Below are 23,022 nucleotides of genomic sequence, written 5' to 3'. Positions count from 1 at the left end.
TCAGCCCCGGGTCAGCTTCTTGTACGTGGCGCGGTGCGGGCGCGCCGCGTCCGGGCCGAGGCGCTCGATCTTGTTCTTCTCGTACGACTCGAAGTTGCCCTCGAACCAGAACCACTTGGAGTCGCCCTCGTAGGCGAGGATGTGGGTCGCGATGCGGTCGAGGAACCAGCGGTCGTGGGAGACGACCACGGCGCAGCCGGGGAACTCCAGCAGCGCGTTCTCGAGGGACGAGAGCGTCTCGACGTCGAGGTCGTTGGTCGGCTCGTCGAGGAGCAGCAGGTTGCCGCCCTGCTTGAGGGTGAGCGCCAGGTTGAGGCGGTTGCGCTCACCGCCGGAGAGGACGCCGGCCGGCTTCTGCTGGTCCGGGCCCTTGAAGCCGAACGCGGAGACGTACGCCCGCGAAGGCATCTCGACCTGGCCGACGTTGATGTAGTCCAGTTCGTCGGAGACGACGGCCCACAGCGTCTTCTTCGGGTCGATGTTGGCGCGGGTCTGGTCGACGTAGGAGATCTTGACGGTGTCGCCGACCTTGATCGTGCCGGCGTCCGGCTGCTCCATGCCCTGGATCATCTTGAACAAGGTGGTCTTGCCGGCGCCGTTGGGGCCGATGATGCCGACGATGCCGTTGCGCGGCAGGGTGAAGGAGAGGTCGTCGATGAGGACCTTCTCGCCGAACGCCTTGGAGAGGTTCTCGACCTCGACCACGACGTTGCCCAGGCGCGGGCCCGGCGGGATCTGGATCTCCTCGAAGTCCAGCTTCCGGGTCTTCTCGGCCTCCGCCGCCATCTCCTCGTAACGGGTCAGGCGCGCCTTGGACTTGGCCTGGCGGCCCTTGGCGTTGGAGCGGACCCACTCCAGCTCTTCCTTCAGGCGCCTGGCCCGCTTGGCGTCCTTCTGGCCCTCGACCTTGAGGCGCGAGGCCTTCTTGTCGAGGTACGTGGAGTAGTTGCCCTCGTACGCGATGGCGCGGCCGCGGTCGAGCTCGAGGATCCACTGGGCCACGTTGTCGAGGAAGTACCGGTCGTGGGTGACGGCGACGACGGTGCCCTCGTACTTCGCGAGGTGCTGCTCCAGCCACTGGACGGACTCGGCGTCCAGGTGGTTGGTCGGCTCGTCGAGGAGCAGCAGGTCGGGGGCTTCGAGCAGCAGCTTGCACAGCGCGACGCGACGCTTCTCACCGCCGGAGAGGTTGGTGACGGGCCAGTCGCCGGGCGGGCAGCCGAGGGCGTCCATGGCCTGCTCGAGCTGGGTGTCGAGGTCCCAGGCGTTCGCGTGGTCCAGCTCCTCCTGGAGCTTGCCCATCTCGTCGAGCAGCGCGTCGGAGTAGTCGGTCGCCATCTGCTCGGCGATCTCGTTGAACCGCTTGACCTTGCCGATGGTGTCGGCGACGCCGTCCTGGACGTTCTCCAGCACGGTCTTGGACTCGTCGAGCGGGGGCTCCTGAAGGAGCATGCCGACGCTGTAGCCGGGGGTGAGGAACGCATCGCCGTTGGACGGCTGCTCGAGCCCGGCCATGATCTTGAGGACCGTCGACTTCCCGGCGCCGTTCGGTCCGACCACGCCGATCTTCGCGCCGGGCAGGAAGCTCAGCGTGACGTCGTCGAGGATCACCTTGTCGCCGTGCGCCTTGCGCGCCTTGCGCATGGTGTAGATGAACTCAGCCAAGAGAAACCGTCCGGCAATCGATGAGTGGGCAGATACACCCCATCTTGCCGTAACGCCGGCGCCGGGCGAAAACCAGATAGGACCGGTGCCCTCAGGGACGGGCTCGGGGCCCAGGCCACGGCACCCCCGGCCGGACGTGGCAAGGGCGCGGCACCTGCCCTGGAGGCCCCGGCCGGACGTGGCATGAACATCGGCCCGGCGGCGGACGGGTGGAGGCCGGGACCGTTACGGGCCGTAGGCCGGGCCTCAGCGACCCGCTACGGGCGGGAGGCCGGGAACCCGTACGAGCACGGAGGCCGGATCCACGGCGACCCGCTTTGGGCGGGAGGTCAGGACGCCCGGCACGCACTGGAGGCCGGGACCCCCATGGGTCCCGGCCTCCGCGCTCGCACGGCTACGGGTGAGCGATCACTCGCCCGCCGCCGTGGACTTCCGCTTGCGGAGGAAGAAGACCGTGCCGCCGCCGGCCACGAGGAGCGCGATGGCAATGCCCGCGATCACCGGGGTGGCGCTGCTGCTGCCGGTCTCGGCGAGGTCGTCCCCGCCGCCGGTGGAACCCTCGGAGGAGCCGCCGGCCGTGGCCGGGGTCGGCTCGGAGGAGGGCTGGTCACCGGGCGTCTCGGCGGTCTTGCAGTCCAGAACGCCGGAGAAGTTCTTCTCGAACCCGTTCGGACCGGTGATCGTGAAGTCGTAGGCCTGGTCCTCCTTCACCGGGACGGTGACGGTCTCGGACTTACCCGCCTCGATGGTGTGCTTGATCCCGTCCAGCTCGAAGGTGAACGGCTCGTCCCCCTGGTTGGAGGCCGTGACGTCCACACCGCCCTTGGCGCAGTTCTTCTCCGCGGACAGCGCCGGGATCGGCCCCTTCTTCGCCCAGTTCGCGGTCGCGGTGGCGGAGACGGTGCTCTCGCTGGAACCGGCGAGGATCTGGGTCTGGCTCTTGGTGTCGCTGGCGAAGGCCCGGCCGACCGGAACGGTGGTGGTGGCCTGGGCGGTCAGCGAGGTCGAGCCGTCGGGGGTACCGGTCGGCACGTCGAAGAACAGCTGCCCGCCGTTGGCGACGCTGGTGACGACCTTGCCCGCCTTGTCGACGACCTTGACGCCGGTCGCCTCGGACGCCGGATCGGGGCTGACCGTCACGCTGGCGGCGTCGGTGTGGACCGTGATCGGGCCGAGCCGGTCACCGGCCTTGCCGGACACCGCCGGCGGGTCGAGCGTCAGCGACGCCTTCGGCTCCTCGAGGTCCTGCGCGCTCTTCTGGAGGTAGTCGGCGAGCTTCTCCGCCGCGGGGTCGACCGCCTCGACCTCCGCCTGATCGGAGAACCGCCAGATCGCGACCTGGGTGCCGGCGGCCGCGGTCTTCTCGGTCAGCGTGCCGGAGTCGGCGGCGGCAGCGAGCTTGCTGAGGTCGTTCACCTGCGGGTACGAGTTCTGCAGGATCCAGCGGATCTTGCCCGCGTCGGCGTTGTTGTGCAACGACGTCGCACTCCAGGGCTTCTCCTGGTACTGCGCCTTGCTCTGCGTCGGGTTGTGGATGTCGATGCAGTACGTCTGGAGCGTGCCGCCGCCGTCGACGGTCATCTCGAAGAGCCCGGCACCGACCTTCTGCTTGCCACCGTCATGGTTGATGACCGCCTGGTCGAAAATCTTCAAGCCATCAAGGGTGGCGGTCGCACCACCCGAGCTCGGGACGGCGTCGTCGGCGGCGGCCGGACCCGCGGCGGCCATCACGCCCGCGGCGACCAGGCCGGAGGCCAGCACCGCGGCGGCGAGGCGGGCAGAGCCACGCCTGCGTACAGAAATCATGGATTCCCCTCCGGGCGAGGCGACGTGGGGGGGATGCGCCCCGCTTGCAAACTCAAGAGCCCCCGTGAGTACGGTCGGATCCTAGGGATAAAGCGCAACAGCGTCCCCACCAATCACACGCGATAACCGATCCGAATCGGAATCGTTATCGCCAAGACCCCTGCTGACCTGGGATCATCGACAAATCCGCACGCTAAACCCGGCTGATTCGGCGTCAGTTCGGCAACCCGCCCATTGCAGGTCACAGTGGATCACAGGCCGCGAAGCGGACGGCCGGTCTGTGCGGCAGCCACGCAGGCACCAGCACCAGTCCAGTTGCCGCCCAGCCACTTGCCATCAGCCATCAACCACGAGCAACTAGCCACCTATTGGTGCCGTCAGCGCCGGGTTCGCCACCGAGACCCGGCGGAACACCGTGGTACCGCACGCCAGATCGTGTCCCACCGCCGTCGCGTCGATGTCAGCCGACAGCCGCGGCCGACCGTCGTGCTCCTCCTCCCGCACCCGCAACCACCCCTGGACGACGAGAGGTTCACCCACCGTCACGGACGTGGCAAGGTTCGCGGCCAGCGCGTGCGAGGCCCACACCATGTAGTAGCTGGTGTGCCCAGCGGTCCAGCCCTGCCGCCACCGGTCCCAGCGGCGGGCGGTCGCCGCCAGCCTGAACCGCGCCCTCGGAACGCCTTCGCCCGTCTCCCACAAGTCCACCTGCGTCGCCGCGTTGCCCACCACCGTCACGGCCGTCTCGCTCATGTCCGCCCCCATGCCCGACCCGATGCCCGATCCCAGGTCCGATCCCGTCTCGAATCCCATGTCCGCCCCCCGGCGCTCGTTCGTCCCACGCACCATGCTGCACGCGGTCGCGGACACTCGCCGATGCCTGTGGATGGACAACCGGTTGTGGACAACTCCGTCACCGTGACGGGTGACTTGCCCGACAGCACGGCTCCCGCGAGGACTCCCGCTACACCCGGCTACAGGAGCGTCGCGTGTGTGGGACCACCCGCCGCGACCAGGTACTGGTCCCGCAATTCCCGGTAGCGCAGCAGCTCCGCTGCCACCGGCTCCAGCACCCGCGCCCGCCCGCACGACGCCGCTGCATCCCGCAGCCGCCGCTCCGCCTCCTGCCCGTACCGCCGGGCCGGGCCCCGAGCAGCCAGCCGGCAGACCCACGCCACTGCGGGCCCGCCCGTCACGCCGATCGCCATCAGCAGGGCGGGCAGCATCCAGCCGTCACCGGGGCCGCTCGCCACGGACGCCACCAGCCAGAGTGCGCCCACGACTTGGAGCACCAGCAGCAGGCCCTGCAGCACCGATGCGACCGACCACCAGCCGGGCCCCGACGGCCGCGCCGTACCGGCCGCCTGGACGGTGGCCGCCTGGTCCAGCGCGTCGGGCAGCCGCTCCGCGCCGCGGACCGCGGCCTCGCGCACCGCCTGGGACCAGGCCACCGGCAGCCCTGCCGACGCCTCGTCGGCCAGCGTCCGTACGGCCTGCTCCACCATCGCGCGGGCGGTGCGCGGCGCCTGCTGCACCGCCCCGGCCCCGATCGCCGCCTCCACGCCCACAGCGCCCCCCGTGCCCACGCCCACGCGCGCCCCCCTGCCCGCTACGGCCTCCCTGGCAGCCGAAGCCGAGCCCGGAGCCGGAGCCGGAATCGACGCCGAACCCGAACCCGAACCCGAACCCGATGCCAACGCAGACGCAGACGCAGACACAGACGTCGACACAGACGTGGACACAGACGCCGGGACCGTGCCCGAGAGCGGATCCTTGGCCCGGTCGCGAGCCCGCCCCCGGGCCCGCGCAGACGAGCGCTTCACCTCGTACCACCGGCGCAGCCGCGCCGAGGGCGCGCCGCACGCCAGCTCCGCGTACCGCAGCCACTCGCGCTCCGCCGCCTGCCCGGCGGCCACCGCGCCCACCGCGTCCGCCAGCCGGTCCTCGAAGTCCGCGCGCGCCTGTTCGGTGAGCCCCGGCCGCCCGTCGGCCAGGTAGACCGGGCGCAGCCGCTCGGCGGCGCCGTCGACGTCCGCGACCAGCCTGCGCTCGGCGGCCGTGCCCTCCGATACCAACTGGCCGATTCTGCACTGGAGTTCGCCGACTCCCTCGCCAGTCAGGGCGGAGACGGGCAGAACGGCCGCCCCGGGCTCGCCGTGCTCGCCGAGCGCGAGCCCGTCCTCGTCCAGCAGCCGCCGCAGGTCGTCGAGCACCTGGTCGGTGGCGTCCCCGGGCAGCCGGTCGATCTGGTTGAGGACGACGAAGGTGACCTCGGAGTACCCGGCGAGCGGCCGCAGATAGCGTTCGTGCAGCACCGCGTCCGCGTACTTCTCCGGGTCGACGACCCACACCACCGCGTCGACGAGTCCCAGGAGCCGGTCGACCTGCTCCCGCCGCCCGCTCACGGCCGAGTCGTGGTCGGGCAGGTCGATCAGAACGAGTCCGCGCAGCGCCGAGTCGTGCACCCGCTGCGGGCGGCGGCGCAGCCGGGGCGGGATACCGAGGCGGTCCAGCAGCCCGTCCGCGCCCTCGGACCAGGTGCAGGACATGGCCGCCGAGGTGGTCGGCCGGCGAACGCCCGCCTCCGAAAGAGGGGCTCCGGCAAGGGCGTTGAAGAGGGTCGACTTACCGCTACCGGATGCCCCGGCGATGGCGACGACGGTGTGGTCGAGGGAGAGCCGGTGCCGGGCGGCCGCCTCCTCCAGGACGCGGGAGGGCTCGGCGAGCGCCCGCGCGTCGATGCGGGCGCGCGACAGGCCGACGAGCTCGCGCAGTGCCTCGAGCCGCTGGCGCAGCGCACGGCTGAAGCCGACGCGCTGGGCGGGATGCCGGTGATGCGAGGGATACGGAGGATGCGGGGCGCCGGGCGTGCCATGCGCGAGTGCAGAGCGGCCTGTGCCGGGATGCGGCTCTGCCGTCGGGCGTCCGGGCGAGGTGTTGTCGCTCTCCCACAGAGAGGTGCCGGATTCGGTCCGCCGGGCCGCGCGGTAGTACGCGGTGTCCGCCGCGTCCCGTGCCCGTCTGGCGATGAGGCCGTCGTCCCACGGTCCCGTCTGCTCGGCCTCGGGGTCGGGACCGGGGCCCCCTTCGGGACCGGGGCCCCCTTCGGTGCCGGGGCCGGGGCCCGGGCCGGGGCCGGGACCGGCGAGTGGCGCGCTGCCCTCCGCGTACCCCTCCACCGCCCGCGGCTCCGTACCCGGCGGGGGGGCGTAGTCGGGCGCGGGCGCGTACTCCGGCGCATATGGGTAGCCAGGCGCGGGCGCGTGAAGGGGCGCGTGACCGCCGCCCCTATAGGCGGCGGAGTCCTGATACGCCGCCGAGCCCTGATATGCGGCCGCGTCAGCACCCCCATGCCCGTACGTGGCCCCAGGCCCGTACGAAGGCTCACGCCCGTACGCAGGCTGCTCACCCCCAGCCCCGTACGCGGCCCCGGCCCCCTCCAGCGGCGGAAGTCCGGCCCACTGCGCGGGCGGTGGCTCCACGGCTCCGCCCGCCGGGTACGGGTATGGGTAGGGATAGGGATACAGATACGGGTCGACGGCCTCGCGGTCAGGTCCAGTTCCAGGGCCCGTGCCGAGGCCCGGGCCGGAGCCGTGCCCTGGGCGGTCCGACGGACGCCGGGGGTCGCCTGGGCGGTCGGCGGCGGAGGTCACCGCGTCACCTCTCCTTCTGCAGTACGGACAGCGCGGCGATCAGTGCGGCCTGCTGCTCGGGGGTGACGTCCAGGGCGTCCAGCGGGGCCAGGCGGCGGTCGCGCTCGCCTCTCAGGAGTCCGTCCAGGCACTCGGCGAGCAGCCGCCCGCCCCGGTCCCGGAGCCGTACGGCGCCTTGTGCGCCGAGTGTTTCGGCGAGGGTCTCCCCCGCCGCACGACCCCGGTCCGCGCCCAGCAGCACCGCTGCCAGGAGGACGGCGGTCCGGTCGGGGTCCGCGTTCGCCGGGCGTTCCAGGGCGCGGACCTCCTCGTCGGCCAGTTCCTCGAGACAGCGCCGCCAGCGCCGTACCGCGACCCCGATCCGGGCGGCGGCGCCCGCGGCGGGCGCGCTGGCCGGCTCGTACGCCCCCGCGCCCGCCCGGTCCGCGCGCCATGCCCGCTCGGTGCGCTCGTCGGCGTCGGCGATCGCACAGCACATCAGGGCGGTCAGGCTGTCGGCGAGGGCGTCGAGGAACTCGGCGGCGCCGCTGTCCTGGGGGTAGCCGCGCCAGCGGGTGAGGGCGTTGCCCGCGAGGACCCCGCCCCCGACGATGTCCCGGCGGACCCGATCGGCCGCCTGCGCGTACGCCTCCTCGACGCAGTGCGCCAGCCGCAACGCGGCCGCGTGCTGGGCGGCGGCCGCTCCGGCGAGCCCGGGCAGCCGGGCGTTCAGCGAGGCGAGCACGCCGCGCGCGGTGCGGGCCACGGCCGCTGCGCGGGCGCCCGGGTCCTGGGCGTGCCGGACGAGCCACTCCCAGAGGCCGGCCACGGCGCTGGCGGGCAGGAGTCCGCTGCCCACACCCGTGGACTCGGGCAGCTCGGGGATGGTGAACCGGGGTACGTCCCCGAGCCCGGCCTTGTCGAGCAGCGCGCCGTACTGCCGGGAGACGTCGGTGACGACCTGGTGCGGTACGCGGTCGAGGACGGTGACGAGCGTGGCGTCGTACTCCTTGGCCGTGCGCAGCAGGTGCCAGGGCACGGCGTCGGCATACCGGGTCGCGGTGGTGACCATGACCCAGATGTCGGCGGCGCAGATGAGCTCGGCGGCGAGCTCGCGGTTGCGGGAGACGAGGGAGTCGATGTCCGGGGCGTCGAGGAGGGCGAGGCCGGGCGGGACGGTGTCGACGGTCTCGATCCGCAGCGCGGGCGGGCCGCCGTCGGACGCGGCGCCCGGCTCTTCGCCGTACCTCTCGTCGTCGTACGTCTCATACGGGTCGTAGGCGCCGGAGCCGTTGCCGGCGGCACCGCCCGCGAGGCCTTTCCCGTCCTTCATGGCGCCGGGTCCGGGGTGGCGCCCGGGCACGGTCGGCGTCCACACGCGCGTGAAGCCGGGCAGCACCCGCTGCCCGGCGAACCAGTGGTGATCGTCCGGATGGCAGACGAGCACCGGCGTACGGGTGGTGGGGCGCAGGACCCCGGCCGCGCTGACCTGGCGACCCGCGAGCGAGTTGACGAGCGTGGACTTCCCGGCGCCGGTGGATCCGCCGATGACGGCGACGAGCGGGGCGTCGGGGGCGTGCAGCCGGGGAATCAGGTAGTCGTCGAGCTGAGCGAGGAGTTCGGCGCGGTCACGCCGGGCCCGAGCCGCGCCCGGCAGCGCGAGCGGAAAGCGTGCGGCGGCGACACGGTCGCGCAGTGCGGACAGTGCTTCGAGCATCTGAGGCCGTACGTCCAAGATCGCCACATGCGAAGAATGCCCAATTTTGGCGCCTTTTTGAAGCGTATGCTGACCCCTGCGCGCCGACCGGAGCAACGCGGTACGCGTGTGACGCCCGGGGCTCAGGCATAACGAGTGCACAACACCGCATGCCGGGGGCGCGAAAAACGGTGCAGGATTCGTACCTGCCTGCGATTATCGGACCGCTTCACGGAACCTCCACAACGTGTCACGGAGGTGAAGCAACCGGGATGAGGCATGCGGAGCCCTATCCTTGTCCAGGCCAATCCAGCCACACCCGGCCCCCGTAGCTCAGTGGATAGAGCAGGCGCCTTCTAAGCGCTTGGCCGCAGGTTCGAGTCCTGCCGGGGGCGCGCTCTGCCAGTCAGGGCGCCAGAGGCGCCCTGACCTGCGGAGATCGATGGTTTTTGATCTCCCGGCCGGGACCTTTACTTGGCAGTACGCAGAATTTCGCGTGTCTGGTGTCTAATCGGCGGCCTGGTCAGGCTCAGTTGAGTCGCGGTCCAGCGCAGCGGAGGACAGCGTTTAGCTGACCAGTCTGCGAGCAAGTGGGTCAGGGCCTCCACGGCCTGTCGTTCTTGCTCGGCAGTGAGCGGTACGACTCGAGGAGCAGCGAGTACGAGTGGCTGGGTGCGCGAACCCTCACCGTGCCGGTGCATCGCCGCGGCTGCTGTTGTTTCTTCATGCCGCCATCACACTGCTGAGTCACGGGTGGACACGCAGCTCGGACTCATGGAGGAACAGGCAATAGCCCGCGGTGCCCTGCAACCCTGTCGAGGACGGGGCGGGCCGCGATCTGCTGGTGGACCCTTGCTGCTTGATTTCGTGGCCGGCCTCCAGCGAGCAGCCCTCGCGCCCCAGAAGGGGCAACCACCGACGTCGGCAAGACACCAGCTGAGACGGCATGGCGCCAACGGTATGGCTCCTCGGCGCTTACTGATCAGCAAATCCGCAACGCGCCGTCACTTACCCACCCTGTGTGGGGCGGCCGCGGGGGAGCCGCGCCCGGTTCCGGCTCCGCCCGCCGCCGGATCACGGCCGAGGGCAGGTGTTCTCCCCCTGCTCCTGATAGGTCCGGTAGAGCGGCGACCTACTGCGCAGCTCCTTCGGAAAGGTCACCACGGGTACCGGTTTGCACACCGGCCACAGCCCGGTCGGCGCCGCGTGCCGGGCGCCCTCGTCGGTCCCGGTGCTCTCGTCCGCGAAGGTGAAGACGCCGCTCGCCCCCGGTACGCAGCCCGCGGCGCAGTGTTCGAGCGGACTGCCCCTGCGCAGTTCGTCGTAGACGTCGTGGTGGTCCACGGGGTTGATGCCGCTGTCCCGGGCGGCGACCACGGCGGTGCCCACGGCGGTGAGGGCATCGTGGTACATCACGGCGTAGCCGTCGCCCAGGGCGTCGTTCTTCTCCTCGCCGAAGTACCGGTCGTAGGAGTCGGCGAAGAGCGCGAAGGCCTTGGGGACCTGCTCGTCACCGCTCCTGGCCGCACGCCAGCGGGGTGCGTCCACCGCGGCCGCGGTCACGATCTCGAGGTTGTTCCGCTCGGCGATCGCGCGCATCTCGGCGGTCTCGGTGACCGGGTCGCGGCCCGTGCTGACCCGCAGGATGCGCATCGGCTCGTCGTGCGGACCCCGGTCGCAGGAACGCGTCCGGTCGACGGTCTCCAGGAAGGGCGGCAGGTCAGCGTCACGGCCTGCCAGGAACACCGTCCTGGCGCCGACCGCACACATCGCGGACACGGCCCGCCGGAAAATCTGCGGTGTGCCTTCCGCGGGCCCCTTGATTCCCTGGTACGTCTCGGTCCGCCGCTGCACCTCGTCGTCGGTGATGCCGTACTGCGCGCCGAACTCCTCGCGGAAGACACGGCGGAGGTTGGCGACGTAGTTGTCGTCCCGCTCGTCGGCGATCATGAACGTGTCCTCGCGATTCACCTTGTTCGCGCTCACATAGCGCTTGAGGGCGTCGACGAGCTGGTCGGTGGAGGGCGAGACCTTCAACAGGTAGGGGTGCTCCATCTCGCGGGAGCTGAGCACCGCGCTGACGGCCGGGATCCGCGCGGGCCCAAGTCCCCGCCGCACGGCGGCGAGCGTGGCGGCGTCGCTGTTGGGCAGGCCGATGGCGGCGACGAGGGGGCTCTCGCCGTCGCGCCGGGAAGCCAGTTCGGCGCTCACGGTCCGCCAGTGGCTCAGATCCTCGCCGACATTGGCGAAGAGGAGCTGGACGGCGGTGTCGCCGGTGGCGGGCCCGTGGTTGTGGCCGAGCTGGGCGAGGTAGGCGCCCTGGAGGGAGTGCCGGATCAGGTCTTTCGACATGGCCGCGCCGGGGGTCCTTGAGCTGTACGGCATGATGACGGCGACGCTCACCACCGGCTTACCCGATTCCCGTGCCGCCTCGTTCTCGTCCTCGATCCGGCCCAGGACGTCGGCGAGGTCCTGGTCGAAGGGGTATGCCGCGGCCGTGACGCCGATGCACTCCTCGCCGTCGCCCACGCGCCGCAGCTCCTGATCCTGGGTGCAGTAGTCGCGGTGCTCCTGGTAGGTGTCCAGGCCCCACCAGGCGCCTGCCCCCACCAGGACGGCGACCAGGGCCCACAGGGCCACCACATCGATCAGGCCGAGCACCCGGAAGCGGAGCCGGCCCGGCAGCCAGGCCCAGTTTCTGCGGTCCATCCCGTTCATCGCCCCCCTGCCGTTCGTGGCTGGTCGCCCTGCCAGCGGCGGTCGAGGGGCCAGTCCTCGCCGTCCCGCACCGCGCGCGGCCAGCGGACGGCGGCCTGGGCCAGCACCGCGCGGCCGGTCAGATGCTGGGCGGACAGGAAGGACAGGTCCTGGCCGATCCGGTCGGCCAGGGTCCGGTCCGCCTCCGCCAGTTCGTCCGCCGCGAACCACAGAGCGTGCAGAAGGCGGTTGACGGCCTGCTTCTCCAGCCCCACTCCCGGATCCGCCTGGAGCTGCAGCCGGTCCCGGCGGCCCTTCGCGACCTCTTGGCACTGCTCGAACCAGACGTCCCCCGGCGGGCGTGGCGCATGCGCCACGGTGCGCAGGATGTGCAGCCAGTCGACCGCGTCACCATCGTCCCTGAGGAACTCCGCGTGCAGCCAGTCGACGACCTCCTGCGCCTCTCCCCCGGCGAGTCGGTGCCACAGGGAACGGGACCGCTCGTCCCGCTCCGCCTGCCCCGAGCGGCCGACGGCCCGCTGCCGGTGGTGCTCGGCGAGCAGTGCGTGCGCTCTGAACCAGTCCACCCCGCTGCCACCGCGCCCGCTGCGCATCTGATGCACCAGCAGGGCGCGCAGAAAACGATCCGTGATGAACGGTCGGCTACCTGTTCCCCGCGACCAGCGCTCCCGCTCCAGTTGGGCGGCGGCACCGTCGGCCGCGGCCAGGCCGTCGATCCGGCGCGGCACCCACCGCTCGGCCAGCTGCTCGGCCGCCTCCCGGTCCCAGGCCAGGGAGAACAGGCACAGCTCGTCGTGGTTCTCGCTGCCGACCAGGGTGTTCAGCAGCCGCCAGATGACGGATTCGCCGGTGCCGCCGGGATGGGTCAGGTCGAGGAGTTCCTCGGCCGCCACCCACTCCTCGGTGCGCGCCTTGTGCACCACGGCGTCGCACAGCCGGCGGGCCCCCATGGGGTGGCCTCGGGTCAGATCGTGTACGGCGGTGGCGATGTACGGGTCGAAGGAGGTCCGGTCGTCGCGCTGGAGCATCCTCTCCAGGTGTTCCGTGTCCAACGGCGGCAGCGGCAGGACCAGCACGCCCGCCGAGGGAGCGGTGCCGGGCCGGGTCCACCTGGCGTTCGTGCCGACCTCGTGCAGCGACCGGTACGCGGCGGCCGGGTAGGGGTCGTTCTCCTCGTCGGGGTTGTCGTCCCGGGTGGCCGGGCTCTCATCGCCGCGCAGTTCGGTGGCGATCACGACAAGCTGGTCGCGGGCGCCGCGGCTGAGCAGCGCCCGTTGTTCCAGGAGCAGTTCGAGGAAGTCACGGCCGACGTCGGTGTGCGCGTTGTCGAGGAGGACCAGCGGACGCGGGGCGCGGTTCGCGCGCCGGAAGGGCCCGTAGCGCACATCCGCGAGAAACGCGGCCATCAGCATGCGCTCGACGCCGCGCCGGAATCCGCGGCCCTGATGGAACTCCTGGCAGAGCCGGGCCACGGCCTGCGCGCGCTCCGCTGCCGGCACCGGCTGCGGCTGCGCGGCCGCGCCCGGCGGCATGCCGCGCAGCCGGTTGTCGGCCTCGCTGCGGTAGCTCTCGTACCAGCGGACCAGATGGCGGGAAGCGAGTCCGCGCGAGCGCCATCGGTACTGCCTCCCCAGATAGGTACGCACGGCCGCCTCGGGAAACGCCGCGGGGTCGGGGGAGACGCCCTCGGGGGAAGCGGGCAGCGCCGCGCGGAAGAGCGTGTCCCAGGTGGGGGGCGGGCCCTCGCCCGGCGGGGGCCCCATCAGGGCAGCCGTGTGCCGGTCGGCCACCCGCAGTTCGTCGTCGTTGCCGGGGCGCCGGGCGGACACCACGGCGAGCAGCCCGGCGGTGGTCCGGGGAAAGCGGAGCCGCCCGAACCCCGCGACATGACAGGACAGTTGGGTGACGAGCTCGGCCAGGACCTCCACCGCGTAGGAGTTGTTGGAGATCTCCGGGCCCACCCTGGCCCGTTCCTCCAGTGTCGCGCAGTTGATCCGCGCGAACGGGACGCGCGGCCCTGGCCAGGGGCCCGCATCGGGCGCGTAGGCCTGCTGGAGGTCGCCCAGCAGTGCGCTCTTGCCGGTGCCGTGCCGCCCGCTGAGCAGCACCACCGGCAGGTCCTCGCCGAACTCGTGGTGCCGCCGTCTGCGGTGATGGTCGCGGTCGAGGCCGACCAGGCGCGGCACCAGCTGCCGCAGCAGGGGCTGGCGCGCGTACGCCTCCGGAATCTGCTCCTCTGCCCCGGGTGCGGGGCCCGCGGGGGCGCTCATCCCAGCCTCAGCATCGAGTTGATGATCTCCGACACGAGGCCGGACGCCATGTCCCTGCCCACCGAACCCACCGACCTGGAACCGGCCTGTACCAGGTCGCCGCTGTGCTGCAGGAAGCGCTGCAGCGTGCCCGCGTCGGGCTCGGCACCGCGCTGGGAGGCCTCGGTCAGGGCCCAGGCGAGCTCGCGCACCTGTCGCACCTCGCTGTCGGTCTCCGACAGGTCGGGGCGGGACGCCTGTACGAGCAGGGCCAGTTGCTCGAAGGACAGGAACACCCCGGCGCCCTGTTCCGCGACGCCGATGCGCACCGGGGTGGGCAGGTCCAGATGGTCCTTGGCGTACTCCAGGTCCTCGAACTCGAGCCGCCGGCCGCAGTAGAAGGCCTCCCGGGCCCAGAGGAAGTCCTCGGGGTTCGGCTCGCCCCTCTGGTGTCGCCCGGCCCGGTCCCACCAGGCGAACAGGGCAGCCTTGGCGTACCGGCGCCGGGTGTCCCGATCGGCGTACGCCTCGTCCCAGGCCCGCACCTCCGCGAGCCCCGTGCCGGTCGGGCTGACCAGCGGTGGCACGGCACCGGAGTCGTTGTGCACGGCTATCCAGCCGAGTGCGGCCAGGCGTTCCACGACGCCCTCGACCAGTTCCAGGCTGCACCGCTCATGGGGTGCGTATTCGGCGCTGGGCACTCGGTTCCCGACGACGCCGCCGGTCTCGCCGGTCAGCCACCGGAGGAAACGCGCGGACGCGGCACCTGTCTCGTCGTACACGGGGGAAAGGCCGTTCGTAGGCACTGCCCGGGATCTGATCAACGTCCGCCCCCAACTCCCCTGACCGCCACGCGCGTTCGCCTTCCCCGAAGAGTGATGTCAAACACGTAACATATGACGTCCCTTACCGGGTCGCCCGTGAACTGCAGCTACTCCTCGCGGTCTGGACCGGCGCCGGACGGACCTTCGCGTGCGCCGGGAGAAGGCTCTGGAGGTGCTTCGATGAGCACCTCGGTTTACGCGTTGTGACAAGTTGGGAGCGCACTGCGCCGGTCAGGGCGCGGATCGCGCCCTGACCGGCAGAGACTGATGCTTTCTGATCTTCCCCACCGTCTTTGCTTGGCAGTACGCGAAATCCAGCGCGTCTTGCTGCTCACTCTGCCGCCCGGTCGGGCCCAGTTAGGCCACGATCCAGCGCAGCGGCGGACGAGCGTTTAGCTGACCAGTCTGCGAGCAAGAGGGTCAGGGCCTCGTCGGCCTGACGTTCGCTGCCAGCCGGTGCGCTCGGTGGCGGTGAGCTCGGCTTCGATGTCGTGCTTGTTCAGGCCCACCCGGTAGTAGCCGGGTTCGGCCTTCTCGTCGTCGTGCGAGTACTCCGAGCGGTACTCGTCGGGGTCCACGGTGTCGACCGCGCCTGTGGTCGGCATGATGGGCAGCTCGCCCATCACGCCGCAGCCGACGCCGGAGAGGTGGGTCTGGCTGAACCCGTGGATCTTGTCCTGCTTGTAGTCGTAGCCGCCCTGGCCGCCGGTGTCCGGGCTGACCTGGACCATGCCGAAGGGCGCGCTCGCACCGGGGAAGGTGTTGCCGAAGTTCTGCGTACCGATGGACGGATTCGCCAGCGCGGCCGGGGTGTCGGCCGGTGCGGCGACGGCCCGCACCGGCCCGAGCAGCACCCTGGGCTCGTAGCCGCCGCCGCGCGCGTCACCGGCCAGCAGCGCGCCGGCCAGCACGGCCACTGTTTCAGAGCGGCTGCCAACCCCGCCGCTCCCTGCACGTATCCGGGTCGCCGGGAGTCGCATGGCCCACTCCTTGGGGGCGTTTTAACAACGTTGCCTGAACCGGGTGCGCGAACCGTGTCAAGCACCCATGGCCCTGCCGATGGACCGATCGCGACTGGCCGGTGGCCCGTGTTGGATCAATAGGGCATTACGGTGCGACCGGGTACGCCTCGAACTCGTGGATCGAGTAGCCGAACCCGGTGGCCCGGGCGAGTCCGCGCATCCGGACAAAGCGGGTGTCCGGTGCGTCCAGCCGCACTGTCTCCGTCCCGCCCCGGCTGTCCGTCACCGTCGCCGCCGTGTCCCAGTTCTCGCCGTCCGGAGAGGTCAGGATCTCGTACGCGGCGGCGTGAGCGGCCTCCCAGCGCAGGGTCACCCTGCCCACCCGCTGCGGGGTGGCCAACTTGACCTGGAGCCACTGGTCGTCGGACCACGGGGAGGACCACCGGGTCGAGACGTCGCCGTCGATGGCCTTGTCCGCGGCGAACTGAGGCAGGCTGTCCTCCACCTGCGAGGCCTCGGCCACCGCGCCTTGGGAAGCGAGAGCCACGTTCGTGTCCGAGGTGCGCTGCCAGACGTTCGCGGAGAGCGCGGTGGTCGCCTTCCCGTACTTGCTGCGCACGGTCATCGGGACACGGTGGGTGCCGGTGGTGGCATCGGCCGCGGCCTTGACCTCGAAGGTCAAGTCGGCCCTGGCACCGCGGGGAAGGACGACCTCGCGGCTGTGGGGGGCGACGGTGATGCCCTCGGGCGGGTCCGCCTCGGCCGTCACCCGCTGATCCTCCGCGCGGGCCGAGGCAACGGTCACCGTGACCTTCTTGCGGTCGCCCGTGTCGAGGTCGAGCGCGAGCGGTGTGAGGGTGAGGTCGGCCGGGGGAGCGTCGGCGTACGCGGGGATGATCTCGGTGACCCGCGGTGCCGGAGAGCCCTTCGCCCAGACCAGCCGCACGGCCGTGGCCGCCAGGTCGCGGGCGGACAGCTCGCTGTAGCCGCGGCCGGAGAGCCGGCCGATGCCGGTCCAGCGCGCCGCGGAGCCGGTCCCGGTGCGCAGTTGGACCTCCGCCCCCGCGGTGGTGCTGCCGGGCTGCAGGACGAGGAGCGTGCGCAGCGGACGGCCGGAAGGGAGTTCAGCCGTCAGCGCATCGCCCTGTGCCGGTGCGCCGGCCGCCTCGTACGCGGTGCCGAGGTTCTCGTCGGCGGCGCGTGCGAAGGCGCCACCGGTGGCGGGACCGGGACTTCCGGAGACGGTGGCCGCATCGCCACGGTGGATCGTGAACTCCCGGACGACCACCCAGTTGTTCTGCGCCTGCGTCGCCCGCAGCCGTACGTACCGTGCGGTGGATCCGGAGGGAAGGTCCACCTTCACGGTCGGATCGCCTGAGAAGGCCGGACCCTTGGACCACGTGGTCCCGTCGGCGGAGTATTCGACGACGCCGGTGTGGATGTAGTCATCCGGGCTGTCGCTCTTGGCCATCCGCACCTCGACGCCGGTGACCGGCTTGACCCTGCCCAGGTCGACGCCGACGTGGTGCCCCGGCTGGGCACCCGCGGCGCCCCAGAAGTACGTCTCCGGGTCGCCGTCGATCATGTTGGTGGCCGGGAACCGGCCGTCCAGGGGCGGCAGGTTGGTGGTGGGGCTCACCTCTGAGATCCCGAGCCACCTGTCGCTCTCCGCCAGGGCGTCCTGGACGAAGTCCTCCAGGGGCCGGTCGATCTCGACCATCACCTTGCGGTTCGGGTCGAGGCCGGTCCACGTGAAGGACTTGGCCTTCTCGACGAGCCCGGGCAGGGCCTGGCGACTGGCCCAGGCCTCGGCGCCGTCGCCCTCGCGCTGGGCGGCCAGCATGTCGAGCGCGGTGACCGCCGCCTTGCCCCAGGCGCGGGTGGCGTCGAGCCACGGCTTCGTCTCGGCCAGGAACCAGGGGTCGTTCAGGCGGTCGCGCAGCACCACGGGAGCGTCGCGCACCTCGCTCAGGGCTCGGCCCAGCCGATCGGCCGCGGCGGTCTCGCCTGCGGACCAGGCGGGCCAGAACCGCGCGAGCTCGGCGGACAGCCGCGGCCCGGGCCGCGGGTCGAGCCGGGAGGAGTGGTTGACGTCGGCGAAGGCGCGCAGCGCGGCGGCCGTGCGGTCGTCGCCGCGCGCCATCTCGTCGAGGCCCGCCGCCCACGACCGCTCGGGGGCGTACGCGGAGTCGTTCCAGGTGTAGTCGGCGACCGTGAAGAGGGAGGTCTTCGACGCCTGCGCCTGCGGCATGGGATTGGCGGTCAGCCCGGTGACGGACTCGGACAGACCGGACTCGCGGCCGACGAACGGGCCGAGCAGCAGGCGGCCCTGGACGTAGTCGTTGACCGGGTAGTTGTCCCAGAGCAGGATCGGATGGCCGAACACGTCGCGGGCGGCGGTGACATCGGCGCGGGTGATCTTCGGCGCGATCACGTCCACGCCGGTCCACTGGACGACGACCTCGGGGTCGACCTCGCTCGCGATCCGCCGGGTGTAGTCGGTCTTGCTGGTGCCCCAGTACTCGGTCGGGACCGTCTGGAGGGGCTCGGCGCCGGCGTGGGTGGCGATGAAGTCGCGCTGGATCGTGTTGACGAGGTGCGCCTGGGCCGCCGCCGAGGCCGCGGGCCCCGTGCCGTACTCGGCCCGGTCCTCCTCGCAGTTCCACCGCTGGTAGTCGATGTCGTCGAAGGCCACGACGAAGGTGCGCACGCCGATCGACCACAGCGACTCGAACTTGGCTGCCAGCGCCTCGGCCTCGGACTGCTTCGAGTAGCAGACGGAGAGGCCCGGCGAGAGCACGTAGCTGAACTCGACGTGGTCGGTCCTGGCGCGCTTCACCAGCTCCTCGATGCGCGCGAGCTCCGCCGCCGGGTACGGCTTGCGCCACTCGGCCCGCAGGAACGGGTCGTCCTTGGGCGTGTAGACGTAGATGTTCATCTTGTGCCGGCCGAACCAGTCGAGATCGGACAGCCGCTGGTCATGGGACCACGGCGGTCCGTAGAAGCCCTCGACCACGCCCCGCCACCGCAAGGACGGCCAGTCGCGGATTTCCGTGGCCGCCATGGCAGAGCCGTCGGAGGTGCGGTGCACCAGCTGACGGAACGTCTGGGCGGCGTAGTACGTGCCGTCGGCGTCGACCCCGTCGAGGACGATGCGGGCCCGGCCGTCCTGGCCCTTGCCGGCCGCCAGCACGTACCCCTCTGCGGTCGTCATGCCCTCGCTGCCCTTGACGCCCAGGGCTTTCAGGGCGCCCGCGGTGGCGGCGTCCTCGCCCCGGCCACCCACGTGGACCGTGAGGCCGCTGCTGCTCGCATCACCTTCGTCGGCTTCGTCGACGACCTGCCGGACCGTACGCACGCCCGCGCGCTCCAGCACGTCCCGGACGACGGCGAGGGCGGAGGAGTCGGTCGAGGCATTGGCGACGAGGGTGACTGCCGACGGGATGCGTACGACGCCTGAACGCCTCTCGACCGACTGGGGTGCGGGGTACACGGTCGGAGTGTCTGATTCGCCGGTTTCGCCGGTTGCGCTGGTGTCGAGCGCGGCGGTGCGGCCGGCGGTGGCGGTCGGTGGTGCGGCGGAGCGGACGCCGGTGGGGGCGGCGGAGCGGACGCCGGAGGGGACGCCGGAGGACGTGCCGGAGGAGAGGCCAGTGCCGAGCAGGAGAGACAGCACCAGGGTGGCGATGAAGGCTCCGCGGGACCGCAACGGATGCCAGCAAGCCGAGGATTTCGGGGATATCAGAGATCTCAGGGATCTCGGTCGGCCGAGGGACACGGTGCGGCCTCCTCCCGCCGCCAGGGCAGTCCGAGGGGCGAACCGGGCGGCAGAGTCAGGTACCGGTGGTGGGAGTGGACTAGACCACGCTCAGACATCGTTGTCAATGGGTGTGTCGACGCCGAAATCCTGCTGACCCGCACATTGACGTCTGCTAATCCTCGCCCTCCGTGTGCTCGCTGCGGGCGGCGTGCAGACCGGTAGGGCTTCGGCGATGAACGCTTATGCGGCGTCGAGGCTTTGGCGGACGTCGCGGTCGTCGCCGCTGTTGAGATAGGCGCCGATCAGGTTCGCGCCCGCAACGCGGCATTGCCCGCCGCCTCCATCGCCGACGGCTCCGGGTCGCCCTCGCTCTCCGCCTGCGGGACGTCGAGCGCGCACCGCTGGAGGCGGTTGGCCAGGATGGCGAGCCCGGCGTCTACCGGTGGTTTGATTCGCTGCTGCCTGGCCCGCGATGCACAGGCTGACTGACACACAGGGCGAACCTGCCGCGGAACGGGGCACAATGAGGCCGTTGGCGGGCGGGTTCCCCAGCGACGCCATCCGAGGATCTGCGACTCGCGCGCTCTTCGGCGGAACCGAGGAAAACGCGAATCGCCGACAGATGCGGGACGCATGGCTCCTTGCACCGAGCGTCTCACCGTGCAGGTTGTCACTGGTAGGTGGTGACCAGCATCAGCCAGCCCTGGTGCGGGCTCGCGTAGGGCCCTCCCTGGAGGATCGAGGTTCCGTCGGGGCCGACCTCCAGTGCCCGCCCGCTGGCGGCGTTGACGACACGCACATGCCTTATCGAGGTATCTGCGCCGTGCCAGTTGCCGAACTGGAAGAAGTGGAAGTGCTGCCAACCGTCGTGCGCCCGGCATACCTGCAGTGACGGCGCGGGGGCGGGCGCGTGTGACGAGGACGGCGGAGTGAAGGTCAGGCAGGCGTTCGTGGCCCTGTTCCGCAGCCGGTGGGGTCCGGTCCCGTCCTGGTCGGCGGACCATGACTGGGTCGGCCACGAACCGCACTCCGCTGCCTCGGGCCGCACCTGCTCCCGGATCTTGATCGCCGTCAGGCACTTCCCTCCCGCTCCGTCGCTGAGCAGGGACAGGCCTGCGCCCGGGGCGCCTGAAGTGCCCGCCCGGTCACTCCTGCGCGTGGGCTCGGCCGGGGCCACGGCGGACGGCCGGTCGTCGGTCTCGGCTCGGCCGTCCTGCCGGGTCAGCCCGGCCGCGCAGCCGGTCAGAGCCGTACCGGCCAGGACCGCGGCCAGTACTCCGAGTGGGCGAGGGCGGCGGCTGCGCGGCGGGATCGCAGCGGACGGCCGTCGCGGCTTCCCGGCGCCTCGCCGGGAGATGTGGAACACGGTTGCTCTCCTACCCTCGGGGTGTGGTGGTGCGGGGTACCGACCTGTGCAGGGACCGGGTCCGGAACGGATCGGCCGCCCACTGGCCCGCACCGAACCACAGCACCTCGGTGCACGGCGCGAGCGACGGTGAGCAGCGGGCGGTCAGGAACACCTCGTGCACGCCCTTGGTCGCAGGGATCGGGACGGTCACCTCGCCCAGTGAGCCGTCGGCCGGTGGCGCCAGCATCGCGACCGGACGTGCGGCGAGCGAGTCCAGTCGCACTTCCAGCACACCGTGCCGGCCGGCGGGGGCCACGATTCCGGCGCTGAATCGGGTCGCCGCGGTGTCGGTGAAGTCCACCCGGTCATAGCGCAACCAGGAGAAGGGGCCGAGCGCACGGGCCCGCGGGTGCTCGCCGCTGCCGGCGGCGGTGTGGACCTGCACCGCGTAGGTGTCGGCAGGCACCGGCGGAGCGCTCGGCGCGGCCGGATCCGCCTGCAGTGTGCACACCAGGGCGACCAGCATGGCGGCGAGCCCTGTCGCGCCGAGCGCACCGGACCGCACCGCTGGCGGGTACCGTCGGCCGGACGCCCCGGGTCCGTGCCAGGGGGGCCCGCCGTCCCTGTCGGCAGGCACCGCCTCGGGAGCGGGCCCAGGAAGAGATCCGGGTACGGAATCGGGGTCGAGATCAGGTTCGGGTTGTGAAGCGGGTTCGGGCAGAGGACCTTTGATGTCCGAGCCGAGCAGTATCCGTTCGAGGAATCGCGGTTCGTGCTGCGGTGGCGCGGTGGACGCCTTGGTCGCCCGATAAGCGTCTCCCGGCCACCACCCCAGCAGCAGGGGCGGCAGCATCCGCTGCAGCCGGGTGGTCAGCTCCTTCACGTCCGTGTAGACGGCCAGGCAGGCGGAACAGGTCTGCAGATGCGGTGCGATCCCCCGCAGCACCGGCAGTCCGTCCGGCCGCGCCGCGGCCACCAGCTGCTCGGCGGTCTTGTGGCAGTCCTCGCCGACGCGCAGGGAGTAGGAGTAGGCGTCGACGACGGCCTCGCGCAGCGTGTCCATGGCCTGCTCGGTCATCGGGGCGAGCCGGTCCGGGCTCAGCCCGGTGACCCGGACCACGAGCGCGGGTTCGTCTCGCTCCACGACAGCGTGCCACAGCAGGCACTGCGCGGATTCCGGCAGGCTGGTGAACGGGATCATGAGGGACCGGCTGTCGTGCAACGGCCACTGGCAGCCACGGGCCACCCAACTGCGGAACCTCGGAGTGAGGGACATCCCGGGCTCCTGGGCCGACTGCGACTGCTGCACGGCCGCGGAGCGAACGGCGACCAGCAGTCGTAATCGCAGGCAGCCCCGGTGACGCCGGTCCGACACCGCGCCGGCCCCGAGCACGGTCGCCCGGAGCACCTCGGTGTAGGCCTGGCGGGCGAGCCGGTGCGCGTCGGCGGGACAGTCGGCGCAGTGGGCGGCATAGCCGAACACGGCGGGATAGTGACGGCGGTAGAGCGTCCGCAACGCCGTGATCCACCGCTCGCGTACCAGGTTGAGCAGTTCGGCGTCGGAGTGGGACTCCAGGCGATCGTCGGAACGGGGACCGCGGCGTGGCCGCATGGTGATTCTCCTGGGGCGGTAGGACAGAGGAAGGCGCCGGTGGCCACGCCCGCTTACCGGCCTCGCGGTGTCCGGGGCGGCGTTCGGTGTACCGGAGTGGGCGCGACCCGCTCCGAATCGGGACGCGATGGGCGACAGCAACGCCAGCGGTCGCGGGGAGTGGCGGGCCCAGCGGCTCCGGTGGGCTCTGGGCGTACGGGAGCTAAGACATGACGCAGCACTAAGTGCCGCGGTCCGCGTCCGGGGTGGCGTCGGGCCCAACGGGGCGGCGGCCGGGAACCACAGCCGATCGGGATGGCCGCCGACCGGGCCCGGGCGACTCCCGGGACCCCGCGCCCTTTGCCGGCAGTCGTCGTCGTGCCGCAGGCCGCGGACGGTTCCTCGTCAGTCGTCGTCCGCCTGCGCACGGTTCACGCTGCCCCGCTCGTCCGGTGCGGACCCATCGGAGCCGCTCACGCCGTCATGGTCGTCGCGGCCATCACGGCCGTCGCGGCAGCAGCGAAGGCCCGTCCTCGGCACGTTGATCCGTAGTCGTGGTCGCGGCACGTTGATCCGTAGTCGTAGTCGCGGCACGTTGATCCGTAGTCGTAGTCGCGGTCCCGCCTTCGAGTGCTCGCTCGGCGTGACGGGCGGGAACCGTGTCCGCGGCATCGTTGTCGGCACCTTCCTCGTCCAGCGGACAGGGGCGACCCACCGCCCGTCGGCACTGGCACGGTGGCCACGCGGACTGGCAACCCGACGCCGCGGGTG

General features: G+C 71.7%; 11 protein-coding genes, 1 tRNA gene and 1 pseudogene. 1 reads left to right on the top strand and 12 read right to left on the bottom strand.

The window, feature by feature from the left end; genetic code table 11:
• From ettA to ACTWQC_RS07490, 5 genes are all read right to left on the bottom strand, one after another.
• Positions 1-1,665, bottom strand: a complete 1,665-nt coding sequence (ettA, locus tag ACTWQC_RS07510) for an energy-dependent translational throttle protein EttA (protein WP_443314761.1) — start codon at positions 1,663-1,665, stop codon at positions 1-3.
• 408 nt (positions 1,666-2,073) lie between these two features.
• Positions 2,074-3,471, bottom strand: coding sequence for an LAETG motif-containing sortase-dependent surface protein (locus ACTWQC_RS07505; RefSeq protein WP_443314760.1), 1,398 nt, complete (start codon positions 3,469-3,471; stop codon positions 2,074-2,076).
• Positions 3,472-3,828: 357 nt separating this feature from the next.
• On the bottom strand, positions 3,829-4,284 hold the full coding sequence (locus ACTWQC_RS07500) for a single-stranded DNA-binding protein (RefSeq protein ID WP_443314759.1): 456 nt from the start codon (positions 4,282-4,284) through the stop codon (positions 3,829-3,831).
• Positions 4,285-4,445: 161 nt separating this feature from the next.
• Entirely contained in the window at positions 4,446-7,124 is a 2,679-nt protein-coding gene (locus ACTWQC_RS07495; protein ID WP_443314758.1) for a GTPase, read from the bottom strand.
• Between the two features lie 4 nt (positions 7,125-7,128).
• A complete protein-coding gene (locus ACTWQC_RS07490) occupies positions 7,129-8,838 on the bottom strand; it encodes a dynamin family protein (RefSeq protein WP_443314864.1) in 1,710 nt (569 codons plus the stop codon).
• Positions 8,839-9,121: 283 nt separating this feature from the next.
• Between ACTWQC_RS07490 and ACTWQC_RS07485 the strand changes: the two genes are divergently transcribed.
• A tRNA-Arg gene (locus tag ACTWQC_RS07485) sits at positions 9,122-9,194 on the top strand.
• Between the two features lie 679 nt (positions 9,195-9,873).
• On the opposite strand, the gene ACTWQC_RS07480 is transcribed toward ACTWQC_RS07485, so the two are convergent.
• From ACTWQC_RS07480 to ACTWQC_RS07450, 7 genes and pseudogenes are all read right to left on the bottom strand, one after another.
• Positions 9,874-11,517, bottom strand: a complete 1,644-nt coding sequence (locus tag ACTWQC_RS07480) for a TspO/MBR family protein (RefSeq protein ID WP_443314757.1) — start codon at positions 11,515-11,517, stop codon at positions 9,874-9,876.
• The gene (locus ACTWQC_RS07475) at positions 11,514-13,787 is read right to left on the bottom strand and encodes a hypothetical protein (RefSeq protein ID WP_443314756.1); all 2,274 of its coding nucleotides are present in this window, start codon (positions 13,785-13,787) and stop codon (positions 11,514-11,516) included. Before ACTWQC_RS07475 ends, ACTWQC_RS07480 begins: the two co-directional genes overlap by 4 nt.
• The gene (locus tag ACTWQC_RS07470) at positions 13,784-14,548 is read right to left on the bottom strand and encodes a hypothetical protein (protein WP_443314755.1); all 765 of its coding nucleotides are present in this window, start codon (positions 14,546-14,548) and stop codon (positions 13,784-13,786) included. The genes ACTWQC_RS07475 and ACTWQC_RS07470 overlap by 4 nt, the downstream gene beginning before the upstream one ends.
• A gap of 485 nt (positions 14,549-15,033) precedes the next feature.
• Positions 15,034-15,570 (bottom strand): annotated as a pseudogene (locus ACTWQC_RS07465) (hypothetical protein); the annotation flags it as partial.
• Between the two features lie 127 nt (positions 15,571-15,697).
• Entirely contained in the window at positions 15,698-19,261 is a 3,564-nt protein-coding gene (locus ACTWQC_RS07460) for a beta-N-acetylglucosaminidase domain-containing protein (protein WP_443314754.1), read from the bottom strand.
• 721 nt (positions 19,262-19,982) lie between these two features.
• Positions 19,983-20,678 carry an RICIN domain-containing protein gene (locus ACTWQC_RS07455; protein ID WP_443314753.1) on the bottom strand — a complete coding sequence of 232 codons (696 nt, stop codon included), beginning with the start codon at positions 20,676-20,678 and terminating at the stop codon, positions 19,983-19,985.
• 10 nt (positions 20,679-20,688) lie between these two features.
• Positions 20,689-22,272 carry a carbohydrate-binding protein gene (locus tag ACTWQC_RS07450; protein ID WP_443314752.1) on the bottom strand — a complete coding sequence of 528 codons (1,584 nt, stop codon included), beginning with the start codon at positions 22,270-22,272 and terminating at the stop codon, positions 20,689-20,691.
• Positions 22,273-23,022: the final 750 nt, after the last annotated feature.

This window comes from Streptomyces sp. 8N616, from assembly GCF_052246385.1.
In the GTDB taxonomy this organism is placed as follows: Bacteria; Actinomycetota; Actinomycetes; order Streptomycetales; family Streptomycetaceae; genus Streptomyces.
Note: the sequence above shows the minus strand (reverse complement) of the source record. Positions and strands in the feature narration are given on the sequence as shown.

Coding starts and splice junctions, on each gene's coding strand:
- ACTWQC_RS07475 (WP_443314756.1), bottom strand. CDS start 13,787: ATGAGCGCCCCCGCGGGCCCCGCACCCGGGGCAGAGGAGCAGATTCCG.
- ACTWQC_RS07505 (WP_443314760.1), bottom strand. CDS start 3,471: ATGATTTCTGTACGCAGGCGTGGCTCTGCCCGCCTCGCCGCCGCGGTG.
- ACTWQC_RS07450 (WP_443314752.1), bottom strand. CDS start 22,272: ATGCGGCCACGCCGCGGTCCCCGTTCCGACGATCGCCTGGAGTCCCAC.
- ACTWQC_RS07500 (WP_443314759.1), bottom strand. CDS start 4,284: ATGGGATTCGAGACGGGATCGGACCTGGGATCGGGCATCGGGTCGGGC.
- ACTWQC_RS07480 (WP_443314757.1), bottom strand. CDS start 11,517: ATGAACGGGATGGACCGCAGAAACTGGGCCTGGCTGCCGGGCCGGCTC.